The sequence below is a fragment of the Campylobacteraceae bacterium genome (assembly GCA_013215945.1).
Taxonomy (GTDB): Bacteria; Campylobacterota; Campylobacteria; order Campylobacterales; family Arcobacteraceae; genus NORP36.
Genome location: JABSOM010000008.1, coordinates 93,510 through 108,950 on the forward strand (window position 1 = coordinate 93,510; position 15,441 = coordinate 108,950).

The following is a 15,441-nucleotide window of genomic DNA, read 5'->3' on the forward strand; positions in this document are numbered from 1 at the left end:
TAAAGGAAAAATATGGATTCAAATTTATTAAAAATTTTTGTTGAAGTCGCTAAATTTAAAAGTATTTCTTTAGCAGCTAAAGAGTTAGAGTTTGCTCAATCTAATGTAAGTTCTAGAATTAAACAGTTAGAGAAAAATATTGGTCATGAGCTCTTTCACCGTATTCCAAAGGGAGTTATTCTAACAAAAGCAGGTGAGAAACTTTTTGATTCGGCACTTGAAATTGTTCGAAAGATTGAAGAAACAACCTTTAGTATGAAAAATCTTCAAAAACAAGAATCTTTAAAAGTGGGTTCTACTGAGTCCAATGCAGTTTTGAGAATTGTACCTTTTTTAGTAAATCTACACAAAGATTTTCCAAAAATGCAGTTAGAACTTTTTACAGGGACTACTGATGAAATGATTAAAGATTTACTTGAATATAAGGTTGATATTGCTTTTGTATCTGGAATTCCTTTAAATAAAGAGCTAAAAGTTCTTAATCATTTTGATGAACATACAGCATTGTTTGAATCAAAGATTGGAAATATTCCTAATGTTTTGTTAATTCTTAGAAAAGGTTGTAGATATTCTTCTTTATTGCAAGATCATTACAAAAAAATGGGAAATTCCAATTATAAAGTTCTGGAGTTTGGTTCTTACAATACCATTTTAGGTTGTGTAAAAGCAGGTATGGGAAAAACACTTTTACCCATTCATATAGTTAAAAAGTTGGGTTACGAAAAGGATTTAAAACGCATTGATTTAAATGAAGACTTATCCAATATTCCTACATGTTTGATATGCAGAAAAAATTATGTTCCTAGTATTAGTGAATATTTGATAAATATGGAGTTGAAAAATGAAGATTAAAAGCCTAGATCATTTAGTATTAACTGTTAAAGATGTTGATATCACTAGTGATTTTTATGTCAATGTTTTAGGCATGGAAAAAGAAATATTTAAAGAAAACAGAATTGCTTTAAAGTATGGAAATCAAAAAATTAATCTTCATGAATATAAAAATGAATTTGAACCAAAAGCACATAAGGTAATGCCAGGAAGTGCAGATTTGTGTTTTATTACTGAAAATGATATTTCTTCAGTGCTTGAACATTTAAAAAATTTAAATATCACTATATTAGAAGGTCCCATTAAAAGAACGGGTGCTTGTGGAGAAATACTTTCACTTTATATCAGAGACCCAGATTTAAATTTAATTGAAATTTCAAATTATATATAATTACAAAACGTACGTTTTATTATTTACTATTTACTATTTCATATAAAATTAACATGGATATGAATATTAAGATATAAGCAGAAATTTTTTCTATAGTATTGGAATATTTCTGCATGAAAGATTTAGATTTTTTATTTGATAATAAAGTAACTATGAATATATCCCAAAAAAGAACCGCAAAAAACATCCATAGAGCATAAAAATATTGTGTATACATACTTGTATTGTTTTTAATAGATAAAGAAAAAAGTGTAAAATAAAAGATAGAATTTTTAGGGTTTAATAAAGCAGAAAAAAAACCCATAAAAAAATGTTTTAATAGCCCTTTTTTTAAAGTCACACTACTTGTTGTCCTGTTTACAAATAAGTCTCTTTTTTTTGCTTGTAAAAGGGATTTTGCTATATACAATAAATACAAGGCTCCAATAATTTTGATAAAAAGAAAAACACTTGGATTATCTTGAATTAAAGATATCCCAAATAAAGCCAAACAAATATAAAATAGATTAGCAAAAGCTATTCCAAAAGAAGTTAAAATTCCTGATAGTTTGCCATACTTACTGGTATTAGAGACGATTACAAAAAAATCAACACCTGGGCTTAATAATGCCAAAAAATGTGCCAGAGCCAGTGTAAAAAACGCTAATAAATTAAATTCCATATCTTTCCTTTAAAAAAAGAAGTATATAAAATATGAGAATTAATGTATTGAATAAAATTGACTAGTTAAGAAAAAAACCAAAGAATAAATATTAAAGTTATGATGGTATTAATTGGAATCATAATAGCCCTTATTTATTTTCCTTTTGATAGTCTTTTGGTGTTGCAGCTATACGTTTTAAAAAGTGTCTGTGAAAATGGCTTTGATCATTAAATCCTAATTCTAAAGCAGTATTTACGATGGTATTTCCTTCTTTTAACAAAACTTTTGCATGATTTATTTTAAGATTAATAAAATAAGAATGTACACTTAAACCATATTTTTTATTAAAACTTCGAATTAAAACAAATTTATTAATATCAAACTTTTTAGCCAGTGTATCAAGCGAGATGGAGTAAGATACGTTTTCTTTTAAATAAAGGGCCACTTCATCAAGGCCATCATATTCATAAGGTTTATTGTTAAGTTTAAGATATTTTTTGTAAAGTTTGTGCATAAAATTAATAAGCACTTCTTCTTTTTTTAAATAAAACTCCTTTGAAAAAAGTAAAGCACACAAATTAACAAATTCTTGGAATAATTCTTCATCTTCTAATAAATACTTGGAAAAATTTTGAAGTGTAGAAAGTGAAGAAAATAAGGATTTTTGTAAATTTAAGCACCAAGCATTGTCTAAATACAAAACATAATATTCACTTTGGGTATTGTTTTTATCTGTATTACAAGAGTGGGCTTGATTTGAATTTATAATGGCAAGATAGTTTGCTTTAACTTGAAAGCTTTTCTTGTTTACATGAAATTCTCTTTGGCCTTTAACTATAGCGCCAATAGAGAAAGTATCATGCATATGCTCTTTATAGTTTTTAGAAGAATTGGAATACCTACATTCTAAATAAGGCATCTTTTTATCTAAGAAAAAATTATTTGTATCTTGCATATAAGTCTTTTTGTTAATTATATCATTCTTTAAATTAAAGAAGAACTCTTAAATTTCTCCTTCTAAAGGTGCCCCTTTTTGATTTCTAACTACCGCTTTTTGAATAATATAAATACCTAAAAATATAGAAATACCAATGGTATAAGACACGTATTGACTTTCTAAATAACACAGCTCTTTCATTATTTTTGGTAAAAACATAAAAGGCACAATAATTAAAAATAACAGTCGCTCAAGTAAACTAAGTCGTGCTAAAAAATAGCCTTGAGTGAAACAAGAAAATGCCATCATCCCAATAAAAGCAGTAAGGAAAATAGTTATTATTTGGTAAGGATCTGTAATCCAAACCCAAGCATCTACATTCGAGGTATTACTTTTATCAACTGCAGAAATTAACAATAACTCAGGGTTAAAGAAAAACATAAAAGGCAAGATTGCTGTTCTAATATCATAAATAAAACCTTGTATTCCTGTTTTAATAGGATCGCTTTTAGCAATTCCAGCAGCTGCATAGGCTGCAAGTCCAACAGGTGGAGTATCATCTGCTAAAATTCCAAAATAAAATACAAATAAATGTGCTGCAATTGTAGGAATAAAATAACCATTATCTTGTGCTAATATCATAATAACAGGTGCTGTTAAGGAAGCCATTACAATATAATTAGCAGTTGTAGGTAAACCCATTCCAAGAATCAAAGATACTAGGGCTGTTAAAATAAGAATAATAAAAATATTACCACCAGAAACACTTTCAATTACTTCTAATAATACTTGCCCCAGACCTGTTAAGGTAATAGAACCAATAATAATACCAGCTAATGCAGTAGCAACTGCAATAGGAATCATATTCTTAGCCCCTGCTATCATTCCATTTAAAATATCAACAAAACCACTTAAAAGGATTTTTTGAGTGATTTTCTTTTTTGTTATATAAGCTTTAAATGGATTTTGAAAAACCATTATCAACATTAATAACATAATTGCATTAAAAGCAGCACTCATGGCAGACTCTCTTAAAATCATAAGCGTGTACAATAAAAATGCAATAGGAATTAAAAAATGTGCTCCATTAATAAAGGTTTTAAATTTAGGAGGTAATTCACTTGCTTTCATGCCTATTAGACCTAATTTTAAAGACTCCAAATGAACAATATAAAACAGTGCAAAATAAGATACAAAAGCAGGAATAAACGCAGCATAAATTACTTGGGTGTAAGACATTCCTAAAAATTCTGCAATAATAAAAGCAGCAGCTCCCATAACAGGTGGCATTAATTGGCCATTTGTAGAAGCAGCAACTTCTATAGCTCCTGCTTTTTCAGGGGTAAAACCTGTTCTTTTCATTAAAGGAATAGTGAATGTTCCAGTTGTAACCGTATTTGCTATGGAAGAACCTGACATAATTCCTGTAAAACCAGATGCTACAACAGAAGCTTTTGCTGGGCCTCCTCTGTATTTTCCTAACATTGAATACGCCAAAGTAATAAAATACTGACCTGCTCCCGCTTTTTCAAGTAAAGAACCAAATAAAACAAAAAGGAATACAAAAGAAGTAGATACACCTAAAGGAACACCAAAAATTCCTTCTGTTGTTAAAAACATATGACCCGCTAGTTTACTAAAAGAAGCCCCTTTATGCTGAATAATTTCAGGCATAAAAGGCCCTAAAACATCATAAGATAAAAAAACCAAAGCAATAATAGTCAAAGCAATTCCAAGAACTCTTCTTCCTGCTTCTAATAAAATAACCATAGCCAATAAAGCAACAAAAATATCTGTGGGAATATAATCTCCTGGTCTTTGCGAAAGTTCTTCGTAAAAAATAGTTATATAAGCAGTAGCAGATACAGCAATTATTGTAAAAAGATAACCAAACCATCTGATTTTGGCAAAAAAGTAGGCTTTTTGTATCATTGGATACATTAAAAAAGTAAGTGCTAAAGCAAAAGAGAGATGAAGTGATCTTGAAATAGTTGAGTTAATAGGTTCTACGACTATATATAATTGAAATAAAGACCATAAAAGTGCAATCCCCGAAATTAGCCAGAATTCATAATTCTTTTTTGTAAAAACTCTTTGTCCACTAAATTCATTTAAAACACATTGTTCGTGTTCATTATTACTTTCTAAACTCTTTAACTTTTGATCATAAATATTCATGATGTACCTTTATATTTTAACAATGATTCTTTGATTTGATATTTGGAAATATTGCCATAGATTTTTATTTATAGTTTTTTATAAACAATATATGGTCTTATTAAAGGCAAAGCCTTTAATAAATTAACGTATTCCAGCCTCTTTGAAATACTTTTTTGCCCCTTTATGTAAAGGCGCAGATAAACCATCAAGTAATGATTCTTTTGTAATATGAGCATAAGCTGGGTGCAATTTTTTGAAAGCTTCAAAGTTTTCAAGGACTGCTTTTACTACAGTGTATACTGCTTTTTCACTTACATCAGTAGAAGTAACAAGTACTGCTTTAACACCAAAGGTTTTTATATCTTTTTCATTTCCTTTATACATTCCACCTTGTATATTTGCTCTTGCGAAATAAGGATATTTTTTTAGTAGATCATCCACATTTGAGCCAACAAGAGGTACAATTCTGGTATCAACTGAGTTAGAAGCATCTTTTATATTAGCAGTTGGATGTCCTATCATGTAAAAATAACCATCAATTTTATTGTCTCTTAGCGCATCTGGCATTTCTGCTGCTTTTAATGCCCCTGCAAATTTTAAACTGGATTTTTTAATATCACTTAGGTCAAAAAGTGTTAATGCCGTTGCTTCATTTCCAGAACCAGGGTTTCCTAAATTAATTCTTTTTCCCTTAATGTCACTTAATTTATAAATATTTGAATCTTTTCGCGTAACAAGTGCCAATAATTCAGGATAAATTGCCATAACAGATCTAAGTTTACTTACTTTTTTACCCTTAAATTTACCATTTCCTCTTGACGCTTGGTAAACAACATCACTTTGTGCAATACCAAAATCCAATTCTTTGTTTTTAATGGTATTAATATTATAAACAGAACCGCCTGTTGATTCTACAGAACATCTGATTTTGGTCTCTTTTTTCATTTTGTTTACTAATCTACAAATAGCTCCACCTGTAGGGTAATATGTACCTGTAACTCCGCCTGTACCAATAGTAATAAACTCTGTTGCAAAAATAGGCAAACTCAATGTTGCAAATAGTGTAAGTGATGCTAGATTTTTCATTTTATTTCCTCTAAAATATATAGTGAGATTATAAGTAATAAAGATGAACTAAAAATGACTTTTTTACTTGAATTTAGCTAAAAAAGTAATATTAATTTAATAATTTATATCCATAGAAGATTCCGATTTTCAAGATGCCAAGGGAGATAAATCAAATAATACTTATTAATTTTATTATATAATAATTTATATAAGTAATGCAATTTATTTATAACATTTATAAACTCTTAATTCAAAAGTATATAAATATAAAAATATTCAAAAATATAACAATTTTATTTTAACATTTTTTTTGGTATAAATATTAAGTCTTAAAAAAGGTTTATAATGAAATTTTTCTTTGTATGTCTTTTGTGTCTTTTAACAAACCTAGCTGCAAAAACACAAAATATATTAATCTTAAGCTCCTATCATAAGGGCTTTGAAGTCTCAGATACTATGATCAAGAATATAGAAGAAGTATTGTATTTTTCTATAGATGTTAAAATAAATGTTTTGTATATGGATTCAAAAGAGATTCATTCAAGAGATTATATCCAAGAGCTTAGCAATCTTTATTCTTTACAATTAAAAAACAGATCTTTTGATTTAATTATAACCATTGATAAATTCGCTTATTTATTTGCTTTAAAAAATTATCATATTTTATTTAACAATGAGCCTATTTTATTTACAGGAATAGAAAATTATTCAAAAGAACTCATTGAAATTTATAATATGCAAGATAAAATCCATGGACTTGTAAAAAAACTACACATTAAAGACAATATAGAACTCATGCTAAAAAGCATGCCTGCTTTAAAAAAGATATATATTATTAATGACAGAAGTATTAATGCAGAAGTAACAAGTCCTTTTATTATACGAGCAAAAAGAGATTTTATACATCGCATAAAAATCGATTATTTACGCGATGATACCTTGGCAGAATTAAAAGAGAATTTTTCTAAAAAAAGAAAAAATGAAGCCATACTCTTTGTGCGTTTTACCAATGACATTAATGGACGTTTTTATACGAGCAAAGAAGTAAAAGCAGCTATTAAGAACTTCAAATTACCTGTTTTTGTTACAGATTCTTTGTTCTTAAACGAAGGTGTAATAGGAGGTAAAACAGTTTCTTATATGGATTTAGGAAAAAGAACTGCGAATAAAACACTTATTATTTTAAACAATGCAAGTGCAAAACCAATGATAAATGAATACAAAGATTTTTTCCATTATTTTGATGCGAATGAAGTTGAAAAATATGCTTTGAAACTTCCTTCAAATTTGAAAAACCTAAAAATAATTAATGTACCTCAGAACTTTTTTGAAAAACATCGTTCCTTGATTAACTGGGTTTTTCTTTTTACTCCTTTTTTACTTATGATTATTTTTGCTTTATTAAATGCCTTAAAAGAGAAACAAATAGCTGCACGAAAATTAAAACAACGCGTTGAATTTGATAAACTATTATTAAATGCCATTGAATCTCCAATATTTTGGCAAGATGAAAATGGAATAATATTAGATGCAAACGCTCGTTTTTGTGAACTGGTAGATATTACCTATTTTAATTTAAAGGGTGCACGATTAGATGGTTTTATCAGTCATTATCCAAGAGCCTATGAAATTTCAAGCTTTTTAAATAAAAATAAACTTTTAATATCTAAGGGTGAAAAAATATATGCAAAAGACCTGATATCAAAGAAAAATATTTATTTAATTTCTCAAACTTCTTATCAAAGTGTTGATAATGGAAGTGGAACGGTAACTATTTTTACAGATGTAACAAAAGAAAAAGAAAGAGAAGAAGAGAAAATAAAACATGTACAATATATGATTCAGCAATCCAAGCTTGCTGAAATTGGGGAAGTTTTTTCTTCTATTGCTCACCAATGGAAGTCTCCTTTAGTTGAGATTACTGCTTTAGCTCAAGATATGTTTTACAGTGGAAATCATGGAGATAAAGAAGAAGATTCTTATCATATTAATAATATTATGATTCAAGCAAAATATATGACAGATACTATTAATGATTTTCAAGATTTTATTATTCCTTCAAAAGAAAAAACAAGTTTTAATGTTTTTACTACGATTGAGTCAATGTTGAATATTGTTAAACATAATATGAAGTATAATTATATTGATATCAAACTAGATGTTAATCCTTCATCTAATTTATTTGTATATGGATATGAGAATGAGTTTATGCAAGCAATTTTAAATATTGTAAATAACGCCAAAGAAGCTTTATTATATAATGAAAAAAAGAACAGAGAGTTAAAGATTGTTTTTAAAAACCAAAACGGTCAAATTTTAATCTATATCAGTGACAATGGCCCTGGAATTGCAAGTGAAGATCATAAAAATATTTTTCGACAATATTTTTCAACCAAAGAAAAAGGAAATGGAATTGGTTTGTATATGACACGACTGATTATAGAAGATAAACTCTTAGGCGAAATAAGCTGCCTTCCTTGTGAAATAGGAAGTAAATTTTTAATTAAACTAAAGGCGTATAATGAAACTATTAGTGCTTGAAGATAATGTGACATTATCCAATGTAATGAAAAAAGGTCTTGAAAAAGAAGGTTATCAAGTAGATTGTTTTGATGATGGAGAAAGTGCATTGGATGCTATTAATAATGGTTATTCTTGTTTTATTCTAGATATTAATGTACCTTCTTTAGATGGAATTTCTTTGCTTAAACATATTCGTTCTTATAATAAAGATACAACAGTACTCATTATAAGCTCAAATCATGAACTAGACAAAATCAAAAGTTCTTATGAGTTTGGCTGTAATGATTATATTAAAAAACCTTTTTTTATATATGAATTGGTGCAAAAAGTGAAACACTTATGTGTAGTACCTAGCAAATTTATTCAGTTCTCACCCCAATGTAAATATTCTTTTGTTGAGCATATTTTGTATGAAAACGATGAAAAAATAATTCTAACAAAAAAAGAGATTCTATTTTTAGAATTGTATATTGTAAATTTGAATAAAGTTGTATCTTATGAAGAACTTGAAACGTACGTTTGGGAAGGAGAGATAACCAATCTTGATAATATTAGAGCACTGGTAAAAAGATTAAGAAAAAAGCTGCCAGAAGGTTCTATTAAGATAGTTACAGGACTTGGATATACCTTAGGAAACACTGTTAAACTAAGCTAATAGCAATTCCTAACAAAATAACAGCTGAGGATAAGAGCAGTTTAAGACTTAAACTCTCTCCTAAAAACAAGATAGAAATAAAAATTGCAATAATGGGAACAGCCAGTTGAATGATGCTGGCTGTTGTAATCTTAATGCGCTGTAAAATAAAATACCATAAAACATACGCAAGCGCAGAGGTTAATGTTCCTGAAAGTAAAGCCAAAACAATACCTGTTTGGCTTATATGTATCTCACTTTGAAAAAATATATAAAATATAAGAAGAAAAATACTGGCCAAAGTGAAATTTTGAGTAGTACTTTTTAGAATATTTGTTTTTGTTTTTCCTAAAACACTGTAGATTGCCCAGGATATACCAGCTATTATGATTAAAAAAACATGAAAATATGATAATTCGAAGGCTTGGTTTGGATAGAGTAAATACATTAATCCAGATAAAGCCAGTAAAATTCCAAGACCTTGTTTTATATTAATTCGTTCTTTTTTTCTAAGTGCTAAAAAAATCATGCTCAACTGTACGGAAGAAAATAATATTAAGGTACCCAAACCAGCATCCAGACCTATATAAGCATAGGAAAAACAAATGGCATAAGAAAACAAAACAAAAGAAGACAAAAAATTCTCTTTAAAAGAAAAGCTTAATTTTTTTTCTTTATATACAAGATAGAGATTTAAAACTAAAGCTCCTGAAAGAAGGCGTATTAAAGTAAAAGAGTAGGGATCTATGCTGTTTTGCAATAAAGCCCATTTTACTAATAAAGAGTTTGAGGCTAAAAAAAACAAAGAAAGAATAATCAAAAAAAGTAATTTATTATTGATAAAGGTGCCTTAAATTTTTTTGATTTATTATAGTATAAACTCCCTCAATATTTAAAATTTATCAGCTATAAGTATAGTTTTGATAAAATTGCTTAATAATAGAATAAAAAGGCAGATATATGAAATATGGCGAAGAAGAAATAGTTAACTTTGATATTAACAAAGATGAGAACTATTGGCCAAACAATAACGACAAGAATTATACTATAAAAATTGAATTGCCAGAATTTATGTGTAAATGCCCACGAAGCGGTTACCCAGATTTTGCAACTATTTATATTGAGTATACACCTGATAAATTAGTAGTTGAATTAAAAGCTATTAAAATATATATTAACTCTTTCATGATCAGAGAAGTTTCTCATGAAAACTCTGCAAATGAGATCTTCGATACTTTATACTCTAAGTTAAAACCAAGATGGTTAAAAGTTATTGCAGATTTTAAACCAAGAGGAAATGTACACACTGTAATTGAAATAGATTCAGCAAAAATGTAAGGCCTACTTTGGAGAGATTAGTTACAACAGCACAAGCAGCAGAACTTCTTAATATCTCTCTTCAAGGGGTACACTATCGTATAAAAAGTAAAAAACTAAAATCTATTAAACAAGGGAATAAAACCTTTGTTTATATAGAAGATATTCCTTCTTTACCCCTAAAAGAAATAAAAGAAAGCATTCAAGAGAATAAAGAACTTCCTTTAATTCTAGAAATAAAAGATGAACAAATTCTTTTATTAAAAAAGTCTTTAAAATGGATGAAAAAACAATATATAAGTGAAATATCACGCTTAGAAAAAAATCAAGACAAAATTATTAATGTATTTAATAGAGAAATTGAGCTTTTACAAAGTGCTTTTAATGAAATGCGTTTGGTTTATAAAAAACCTCTCTTAGAACAAAAAGACAAATATATCTCAGTTTTGGATTTTTCTTCTTATTTAAAACAAAATGGTAAAAATTCGCAAGAAATAAAAACTATTGTGCTAGATGCCTTAAAAAGAAAAGACAGACGTTTTATGTTTAATAAAAAAAGTAAAAAAGTGTTGATTTTAAATGAAGATTATTCGGATTTGTTATAAATAGCTAAAAATTAGACAAAAAAAAAGAGTACTTAAAGTACTCTTCTCCAGATACCTAAACACACCAATGAAAAAGGTGCCTTGCTATGTTCCCATTCTGGGGCATTGTCTTAGACAATGATTGCAAAGGTCTAAAGAAGAGCATAAAAAATACCGTAATATTCTTTGTGCTTTTCTTTTGGACTGCAATATTAGCAAAAAAAAACTTAAATTAAAGATAAATATATATAATATGAAAAAAATTTCTTAAATAAAGAGTTTAGATGAAAAAAGATTTTTCTATGGTGGCTTATGCTGCACTAATTTTTGCGATGTTTATTTGGGCCAGTTCTTTTATAGCACTTAAGTCTGCAATGGTTGATATTGGGCCTTTTACTGTAATATTTTTACGCATGTTTTTTGCTTCTGTGTGTTTTGTATATTTCATTAAATCTTTTTTTTCTTATACGTTTACTAAAAAAGATATTTATTATATTCTTGCTTTGGGTTTTTTTGAACCTTGTTTGTATTTTATCTTTGAAGCACAAGCTTTACTTTATACTTCTGCTTCCCAAGCGGGAATGATTACTTCTTTAATGCCTTTAATAACGGCTCTTTTAGCAGGTGCTATTTTAAAAGAGATAATTACTCAAAAACTAATTTTTGGTTCTATGTTGGCTATGGTAGGCGTTATTTGGTTAAGTGTTAATGCAACCAGCACCCAAACTGCTCCTAATCCTATGCTTGGAAATTTTCTAGAATTCTGTGCTATGGTTTGTGGGGCTGGTTATACTATTGTTGGAAAACATTTGATGAAAAAGTTTTCTGCTTTATTTATAACTGCCATTCAATCTTTTATGGGACTTATTTTCTTTTTTCCTCTTTTTCTTTATGAAATGAATACTATGGAAATGACATTTTCTCTTGAAGCTTTAGCGTGGATTGCTTATTTAGGTGTGGTTGTGACTCTTGCTGGTTATGGTTTGTATAATTATGCTTTAAGTAAAATTGATGCCTCAAAAGCAGCAGCTTTTATTAATCTGATTCCTTTATTTACTCTACTTTTAGCATTTTTAATTTTGGGAGAAAATTTGAGTTCTACTCAATTAGTGGCTTGTTCTATTATTTTACTTGGAGTTTTCATTACACAAATGAAATACAGAAAAAGGAAAAGTAGAAGTTAATGATTTACTTTACTTTGGCTTTTGTTGCATTTTTATCAGCAACACTTCTACCTATGGGCAGTGAAGCTTTATTACTTTATGATGTAAAAGAAGGTCATAATGTTTATCTCCTAATTTTAGTAGCTTCTTTTGGAAATATTTTGGGCTCTTGTTTGAATTATTATTTGGGTTTAAAAGGCGAGGTTTATTTAGAAGAAAAAAAATATTTAAAAAAAGAAAGTATTCTTAAGTACAAAAAGTTTTTTGATAAATATGGGGCTTACTCACTTCTCTTGGCTTGGCTTCCTATAATTGGAGATCCTTTGACTTTTGTAGCTGGAGTATTAAAATACGATTTTAAAGTCTTTTTAGCTGCTGTAAGTCTTGCAAAAGCCTTGCGTTATATTCTCTTGGTTTATTTGGTATTTTAAGACAAAATAGGGGAAAAGGCTTTAGTACCAACTCTTATTTTTTGACCAATACTTAAAACGTCTTTTTGTTTTTTACTAATGACTATTTCTACTAATTGTTGCGCAATACATAAGGTCGCTATATAAATCACATCTACTTGTTTTATATCTAAAATTTCTGCTTCAAAAGAAAATTTTTGTGAACCTTGATGTTTTAATAAAACCTCTAGCGCTTTACCCTCTTTTATGATTTTCCCATTTTCTAAGATAATTACTTTTGAGGCTAATTTATATATTTCACTTACGTCATGACTTACCATAATAGTAGTAGTATCAAACTCTTTGTGAAGAAGTAGAATCTCATTTTGCAAGTTTTGTCTCATTACATTATCAAGTGCAGATAAGGGTTCATCTAAGAGTAGAAGTTTTGGTTTTTTCATTAGGGCTCTGCAAATGGCCACTCTTTGTTTCTGACCTCCACTTAAAGTAGAGGGGTGTCTTTTTCTAAGTTCATACATTTGTGTTAATGATAAAAGTTTTTTAGCCAAAGGTATATCTTTTTTTACATAAAGTAAATTTTCTTCTACGCTCATATTGTCAAACAAAGCATAATCTTGAAAAACAAAAGATATCTCTCTTTTTTGTATTTTTAAAAACTGTTTCTTATCTAACCAGAACGTATCATCTACTTTTATTGTACCTTGTGCTTCTTCCAGCCCTGCAATTATACGTAAGAGCGTTGTTTTCCCTGCTCCACTTTTTCCACTTATACATAAAAAATCACCTTGTTTAAGTGTGAAATTTACATCTAAAGACATTTCTCCCAGATTTCCATGAAGGCTTTTTTTTATATCAATATGTATCATTTAAATTCACCAAATCTTATTTTACTTTTTGCATTAAAAATATATACTCCTAAAAGCACAATGAAACTTAAGGCTAACATGATAAAAGAATAAATATGTGCACTTTGATAATCCAATACTTCTACAAATTCATAAATAGCCAAAGAAGCAACTTTTGTTTCTCCTTCTATTGAACCGCCAATCATTAGAACAACTCCAAACTCTCCTACTGTGTGCGCAAAAGTAATAACAAAAGCGCTTAATACAGCAGGTTTCATATTAGGCAATGCCACTCTTATGATAGTTTCTACGGTAGATTTACCTGCTAAATACGAAGCATCAAGCATGTTTTGATTGAGTTTTTCAAAAGCTGCTTGTAGGGGTTGCACCATAAAAGGTAAAGAATAAAAACAAGAAGCAATGACGAGTGAGCTAAAATTAAATACCAAAGAAATACCAAAAACATCGTTAAAAAAGCCCCCAATAGCTGATGTAGGGGAGAGAGAAATTAATATATAAAAACCAATGACGGAAGGAGGAAGTACAATAGGTAAAGCACTTATAGCTTCTAAATAAGGTTTAATTTTTGATTTGGTTTGGGAAAGATACCAAGCAAGAGGCAAACATAAAGAAAACAAAATAATACTTGTAAGTGCAGCTAATTTAAAAGATAAAATAAAGGGTTGGTAATTTAACTCACTTATTAAAAAAAACAATTCTTTCATAAAATTTCTTTGATGCTTATATCACTTGCATTTATATACATAAATACATCATCCTTGATTTTTAGTTTTAGATCATTCATTTTTTTAGTACTAATCAAACTTTGAAGCTCTTGCTCTTTAAACCTCAGACTTATATAAGATAAAAGTTTGCCTTCTTCAATATGTGATATTTTTGCTTTAATTTTATTTTCACAAGAAATTTGTATATTGTCTTCTTTAGAAATATTTATATGGGTGGGATTAATACTCAATAAAACGTTTGAGTTCACTTTTATATTTTCTAAGTCCAAAGAAATCATAGAAAATATTTCTTCTTTTTGTTGAAAATGCACAATATTTAAGTTCTGCATATTTTGAATCTCTGTGACTTTTGCTTTTAATGTATTACATGAATAATCAATCATTAATGTTATATCCGTATTGTTTTAAAATTTTTTTTGCTTCTTTTTCTAACATAAAGTTATAAAACTTTTTGGCCGCTTCATTATTATTGGCTCTTTTTAATAATATTATACCTTGATTTAATGCTGGATATAAAGAAGAATCAACTTCTATCCAATGAATGTCTTTTTTATACTTACGTAACTTTATTGAATACAAAGAAGCTTTTGCAATAAAAGCAAGATCACTTGCACTTAAAGCATAAGTAATAGTTTGTGAAATATTTGAAGCATAAATAAATTTATGTTTATTTTTTATAAATAAATTTGCTTTTTTTAATGCACTTAAAGAAGCTTTTCCGTAAGGGGCTGTTTTGGTATTAGCAAGAGCTATTTTTTTTATATTGGCATTTGAAATAAGAGAAAGACCTTTTTTGAAGTTTTGTTGTTTTGTAGAAAACAAAATCAAAGAACCACGTGCATAAATCTTAGGTTTAAATAAAGCCAGTTTTTTTTCATATAAATATTGTGGATAAAACATGTCTGCTGAAATAAATATGTCATAAGGTGCTCCATGAAGTATTAAAGAGCTGTGTTTACCACTTGAAGCCAGTGAAGAAAAGATTTTTATTTTTGGATATTTTTTATTAAAGGCTTTTTTTAAATCAACAAAAGCATAAGAAACGTTTGAGGACAGAGCTATATTTATTCTTTGCGCATAAAGATAATTATTTAACAAGACAAAAATAACAAATAAACGAAGCATTTAGGGCCTTTGTATTTTTACTTTTAATATAACCAAAATCTTTGTTAAGTGTCAATGCGTAATT

At 28.2% G+C, this 15,441-nt stretch carries 17 protein-coding genes; 8 read left to right on the forward strand and 9 right to left on the reverse strand.

The genetic code is table 11. The features are described 5' to 3' along the window. Positions 1 to 12 precede the first annotated feature (12 nt). Positions 13 to 852, forward strand: coding sequence for a LysR family transcriptional regulator (locus HRT41_09895; protein ID NQY24337.1), 840 nt, complete (start codon positions 13 to 15; stop codon positions 850 to 852). Beyond that, complete coding sequence (locus HRT41_09900; GenBank protein NQY24338.1) at positions 842 to 1,222, forward strand: VOC family protein; 381 nt, start codon at positions 842 to 844, stop codon at positions 1,220 to 1,222. Before HRT41_09895 ends, HRT41_09900 begins: the two co-directional genes overlap by 11 nt. Positions 1,223 to 1,241: 19 nt before the next feature. Here the strand turns inward: HRT41_09900 and HRT41_09905 are convergent, their stop codons facing one another. The 4 genes from HRT41_09905 to HRT41_09920 form a co-directional block, all read right to left on the reverse strand. Then, positions 1,242 to 1,883 carry a LysE family translocator gene (locus HRT41_09905; protein NQY24339.1) on the reverse strand — a complete coding sequence of 214 codons (642 nt, stop codon included), beginning with the start codon at positions 1,881 to 1,883 and terminating at the stop codon, positions 1,242 to 1,244. A gap of 130 nt (positions 1,884 to 2,013) precedes the next feature. Continuing rightward, positions 2,014 to 2,820 carry an AraC family transcriptional regulator gene (locus HRT41_09910; GenBank protein ID NQY24340.1) on the reverse strand — a complete coding sequence of 269 codons (807 nt, stop codon included), beginning with the start codon at positions 2,818 to 2,820 and terminating at the stop codon, positions 2,014 to 2,016. A gap of 48 nt (positions 2,821 to 2,868) precedes the next feature. Further along, positions 2,869 to 4,980 carry a TRAP transporter permease gene (locus HRT41_09915; protein ID NQY24341.1) on the reverse strand — a complete coding sequence of 704 codons (2,112 nt, stop codon included), beginning with the start codon at positions 4,978 to 4,980 and terminating at the stop codon, positions 2,869 to 2,871. A gap of 123 nt (positions 4,981 to 5,103) precedes the next feature. Then, the gene (locus tag HRT41_09920) at positions 5,104 to 6,048 is read right to left on the reverse strand and encodes a TAXI family TRAP transporter solute-binding subunit (protein ID NQY24342.1); all 945 of its coding nucleotides are present in this window, start codon (positions 6,046 to 6,048) and stop codon (positions 5,104 to 5,106) included. A gap of 327 nt (positions 6,049 to 6,375) precedes the next feature. Between HRT41_09920 and HRT41_09925 the strand changes: the two genes are divergently transcribed. Both HRT41_09925 and HRT41_09930 read left to right on the forward strand, forming a co-directional pair. Then, positions 6,376 to 8,571 (forward strand): hypothetical protein, encoded by a 2,196-nt coding sequence (locus HRT41_09925; GenBank protein ID NQY24343.1) that lies wholly within the window; start codon positions 6,376 to 6,378, stop codon positions 8,569 to 8,571. After that, positions 8,552 to 9,208 (forward strand): response regulator transcription factor, encoded by a 657-nt coding sequence (locus HRT41_09930; GenBank protein NQY24344.1) that lies wholly within the window; start codon positions 8,552 to 8,554, stop codon positions 9,206 to 9,208. The genes HRT41_09925 and HRT41_09930 overlap by 20 nt, the downstream gene beginning before the upstream one ends. On the opposite strand, the gene HRT41_09935 is transcribed toward HRT41_09930, so the two are convergent. Further along, positions 9,195 to 10,028, reverse strand: a complete 834-nt coding sequence (locus HRT41_09935) for an EamA family transporter (GenBank protein NQY24345.1) — start codon at positions 10,026 to 10,028, stop codon at positions 9,195 to 9,197. The two genes, HRT41_09930 and HRT41_09935, sit on opposite strands and share 14 nt — an antisense overlap. A gap of 119 nt (positions 10,029 to 10,147) precedes the next feature. Between HRT41_09935 and queF the strand changes: the two genes are divergently transcribed. From queF to HRT41_09955, 4 genes are all read left to right on the forward strand, one after another. After that, positions 10,148 to 10,525 carry an NADPH-dependent 7-cyano-7-deazaguanine reductase QueF gene (queF, locus tag HRT41_09940; GenBank protein NQY24346.1) on the forward strand — a complete coding sequence of 126 codons (378 nt, stop codon included), beginning with the start codon at positions 10,148 to 10,150 and terminating at the stop codon, positions 10,523 to 10,525. 8 nt (positions 10,526 to 10,533) lie between these two features. Beyond that, positions 10,534 to 11,109, forward strand: a complete 576-nt coding sequence (locus tag HRT41_09945; protein NQY24347.1) for a DNA-binding protein — start codon at positions 10,534 to 10,536, stop codon at positions 11,107 to 11,109. 263 nt (positions 11,110 to 11,372) lie between these two features. Then, positions 11,373 to 12,272, forward strand: a complete 900-nt coding sequence (locus HRT41_09950; protein ID NQY24348.1) for a DMT family transporter — start codon at positions 11,373 to 11,375, stop codon at positions 12,270 to 12,272. After that, positions 12,272 to 12,682 carry a DedA family protein gene (locus HRT41_09955; protein ID NQY24349.1) on the forward strand — a complete coding sequence of 137 codons (411 nt, stop codon included), beginning with the start codon at positions 12,272 to 12,274 and terminating at the stop codon, positions 12,680 to 12,682. Before HRT41_09950 ends, HRT41_09955 begins: the two co-directional genes overlap by 1 nt. Here HRT41_09955 and HRT41_09960 read toward each other — a convergent pair. From HRT41_09960 to modA, 4 genes are read right to left on the reverse strand one after another with little or no spacing between them, the layout of a single operon-like run. After that, the gene (locus tag HRT41_09960) at positions 12,679 to 13,527 is read right to left on the reverse strand and encodes an ATP-binding cassette domain-containing protein (protein NQY24350.1); all 849 of its coding nucleotides are present in this window, start codon (positions 13,525 to 13,527) and stop codon (positions 12,679 to 12,681) included. The genes HRT41_09955 and HRT41_09960 overlap by 4 nt on opposite strands. Continuing rightward, positions 13,524 to 14,231 carry a molybdate ABC transporter permease subunit gene (modB, locus tag HRT41_09965; GenBank protein ID NQY24351.1) on the reverse strand — a complete coding sequence of 236 codons (708 nt, stop codon included), beginning with the start codon at positions 14,229 to 14,231 and terminating at the stop codon, positions 13,524 to 13,526. Before modB ends, HRT41_09960 begins: the two co-directional genes overlap by 4 nt. After that, positions 14,228 to 14,635, reverse strand: a complete 408-nt coding sequence (locus tag HRT41_09970; protein ID NQY24352.1) for a TOBE domain-containing protein — start codon at positions 14,633 to 14,635, stop codon at positions 14,228 to 14,230. Before HRT41_09970 ends, modB begins: the two co-directional genes overlap by 4 nt. Next, positions 14,628 to 15,377 (reverse strand): molybdate ABC transporter substrate-binding protein, encoded by a 750-nt coding sequence (gene modA, locus HRT41_09975; GenBank protein ID NQY24353.1) that lies wholly within the window; start codon positions 15,375 to 15,377, stop codon positions 14,628 to 14,630. Before modA ends, HRT41_09970 begins: the two co-directional genes overlap by 8 nt. Positions 15,378 to 15,441: the final 64 nt, after the last annotated feature.

Excerpts from the sequence above, each read along its gene's own strand:
- HRT41_09970 (NQY24352.1), bottom strand. The coding sequence starts at position 14,635 with ATGATTGATTATTCATGTAATACATTAAAAGCAAAAGTCACAGAGATT.
- HRT41_09910 (NQY24340.1), bottom strand. The coding sequence starts at position 2,820 with ATGCAAGATACAAATAATTTTTTCTTAGATAAAAAGATGCCTTATTTA.
- HRT41_09905 (NQY24339.1), bottom strand. The coding sequence starts at position 1,883 with ATGGAATTTAATTTATTAGCGTTTTTTACACTGGCTCTGGCACATTTT.
- HRT41_09930 (NQY24344.1), top strand. The coding sequence starts at position 8,552 with ATGAAACTATTAGTGCTTGAAGATAATGTGACATTATCCAATGTAATG.
- modA (NQY24353.1), bottom strand. The coding sequence starts at position 15,377 with ATGCTTCGTTTATTTGTTATTTTTGTCTTGTTAAATAATTATCTTTAT.
- HRT41_09920 (NQY24342.1), bottom strand. The coding sequence starts at position 6,048 with ATGAAAAATCTAGCATCACTTACACTATTTGCAACATTGAGTTTGCCT.
- HRT41_09960 (NQY24350.1), bottom strand. The coding sequence starts at position 13,527 with ATGATACATATTGATATAAAAAAAAGCCTTCATGGAAATCTGGGAGAA.
- HRT41_09915 (NQY24341.1), bottom strand. The coding sequence starts at position 4,980 with ATGAATATTTATGATCAAAAGTTAAAGAGTTTAGAAAGTAATAATGAA.
- queF (NQY24346.1), top strand. The coding sequence starts at position 10,148 with ATGAAATATGGCGAAGAAGAAATAGTTAACTTTGATATTAACAAAGAT.
- HRT41_09900 (NQY24338.1), top strand. The coding sequence starts at position 842 with ATGAAGATTAAAAGCCTAGATCATTTAGTATTAACTGTTAAAGATGTT.
- HRT41_09950 (NQY24348.1), top strand. The coding sequence starts at position 11,373 with ATGAAAAAAGATTTTTCTATGGTGGCTTATGCTGCACTAATTTTTGCG.
- HRT41_09895 (NQY24337.1), top strand. The coding sequence starts at position 13 with ATGGATTCAAATTTATTAAAAATTTTTGTTGAAGTCGCTAAATTTAAA.
- modB (NQY24351.1), bottom strand. The coding sequence starts at position 14,231 with ATGAAAGAATTGTTTTTTTTAATAAGTGAGTTAAATTACCAACCCTTT.
- HRT41_09925 (NQY24343.1), top strand. The coding sequence starts at position 6,376 with ATGAAATTTTTCTTTGTATGTCTTTTGTGTCTTTTAACAAACCTAGCT.
- HRT41_09955 (NQY24349.1), top strand. The coding sequence starts at position 12,272 with ATGATTTACTTTACTTTGGCTTTTGTTGCATTTTTATCAGCAACACTT.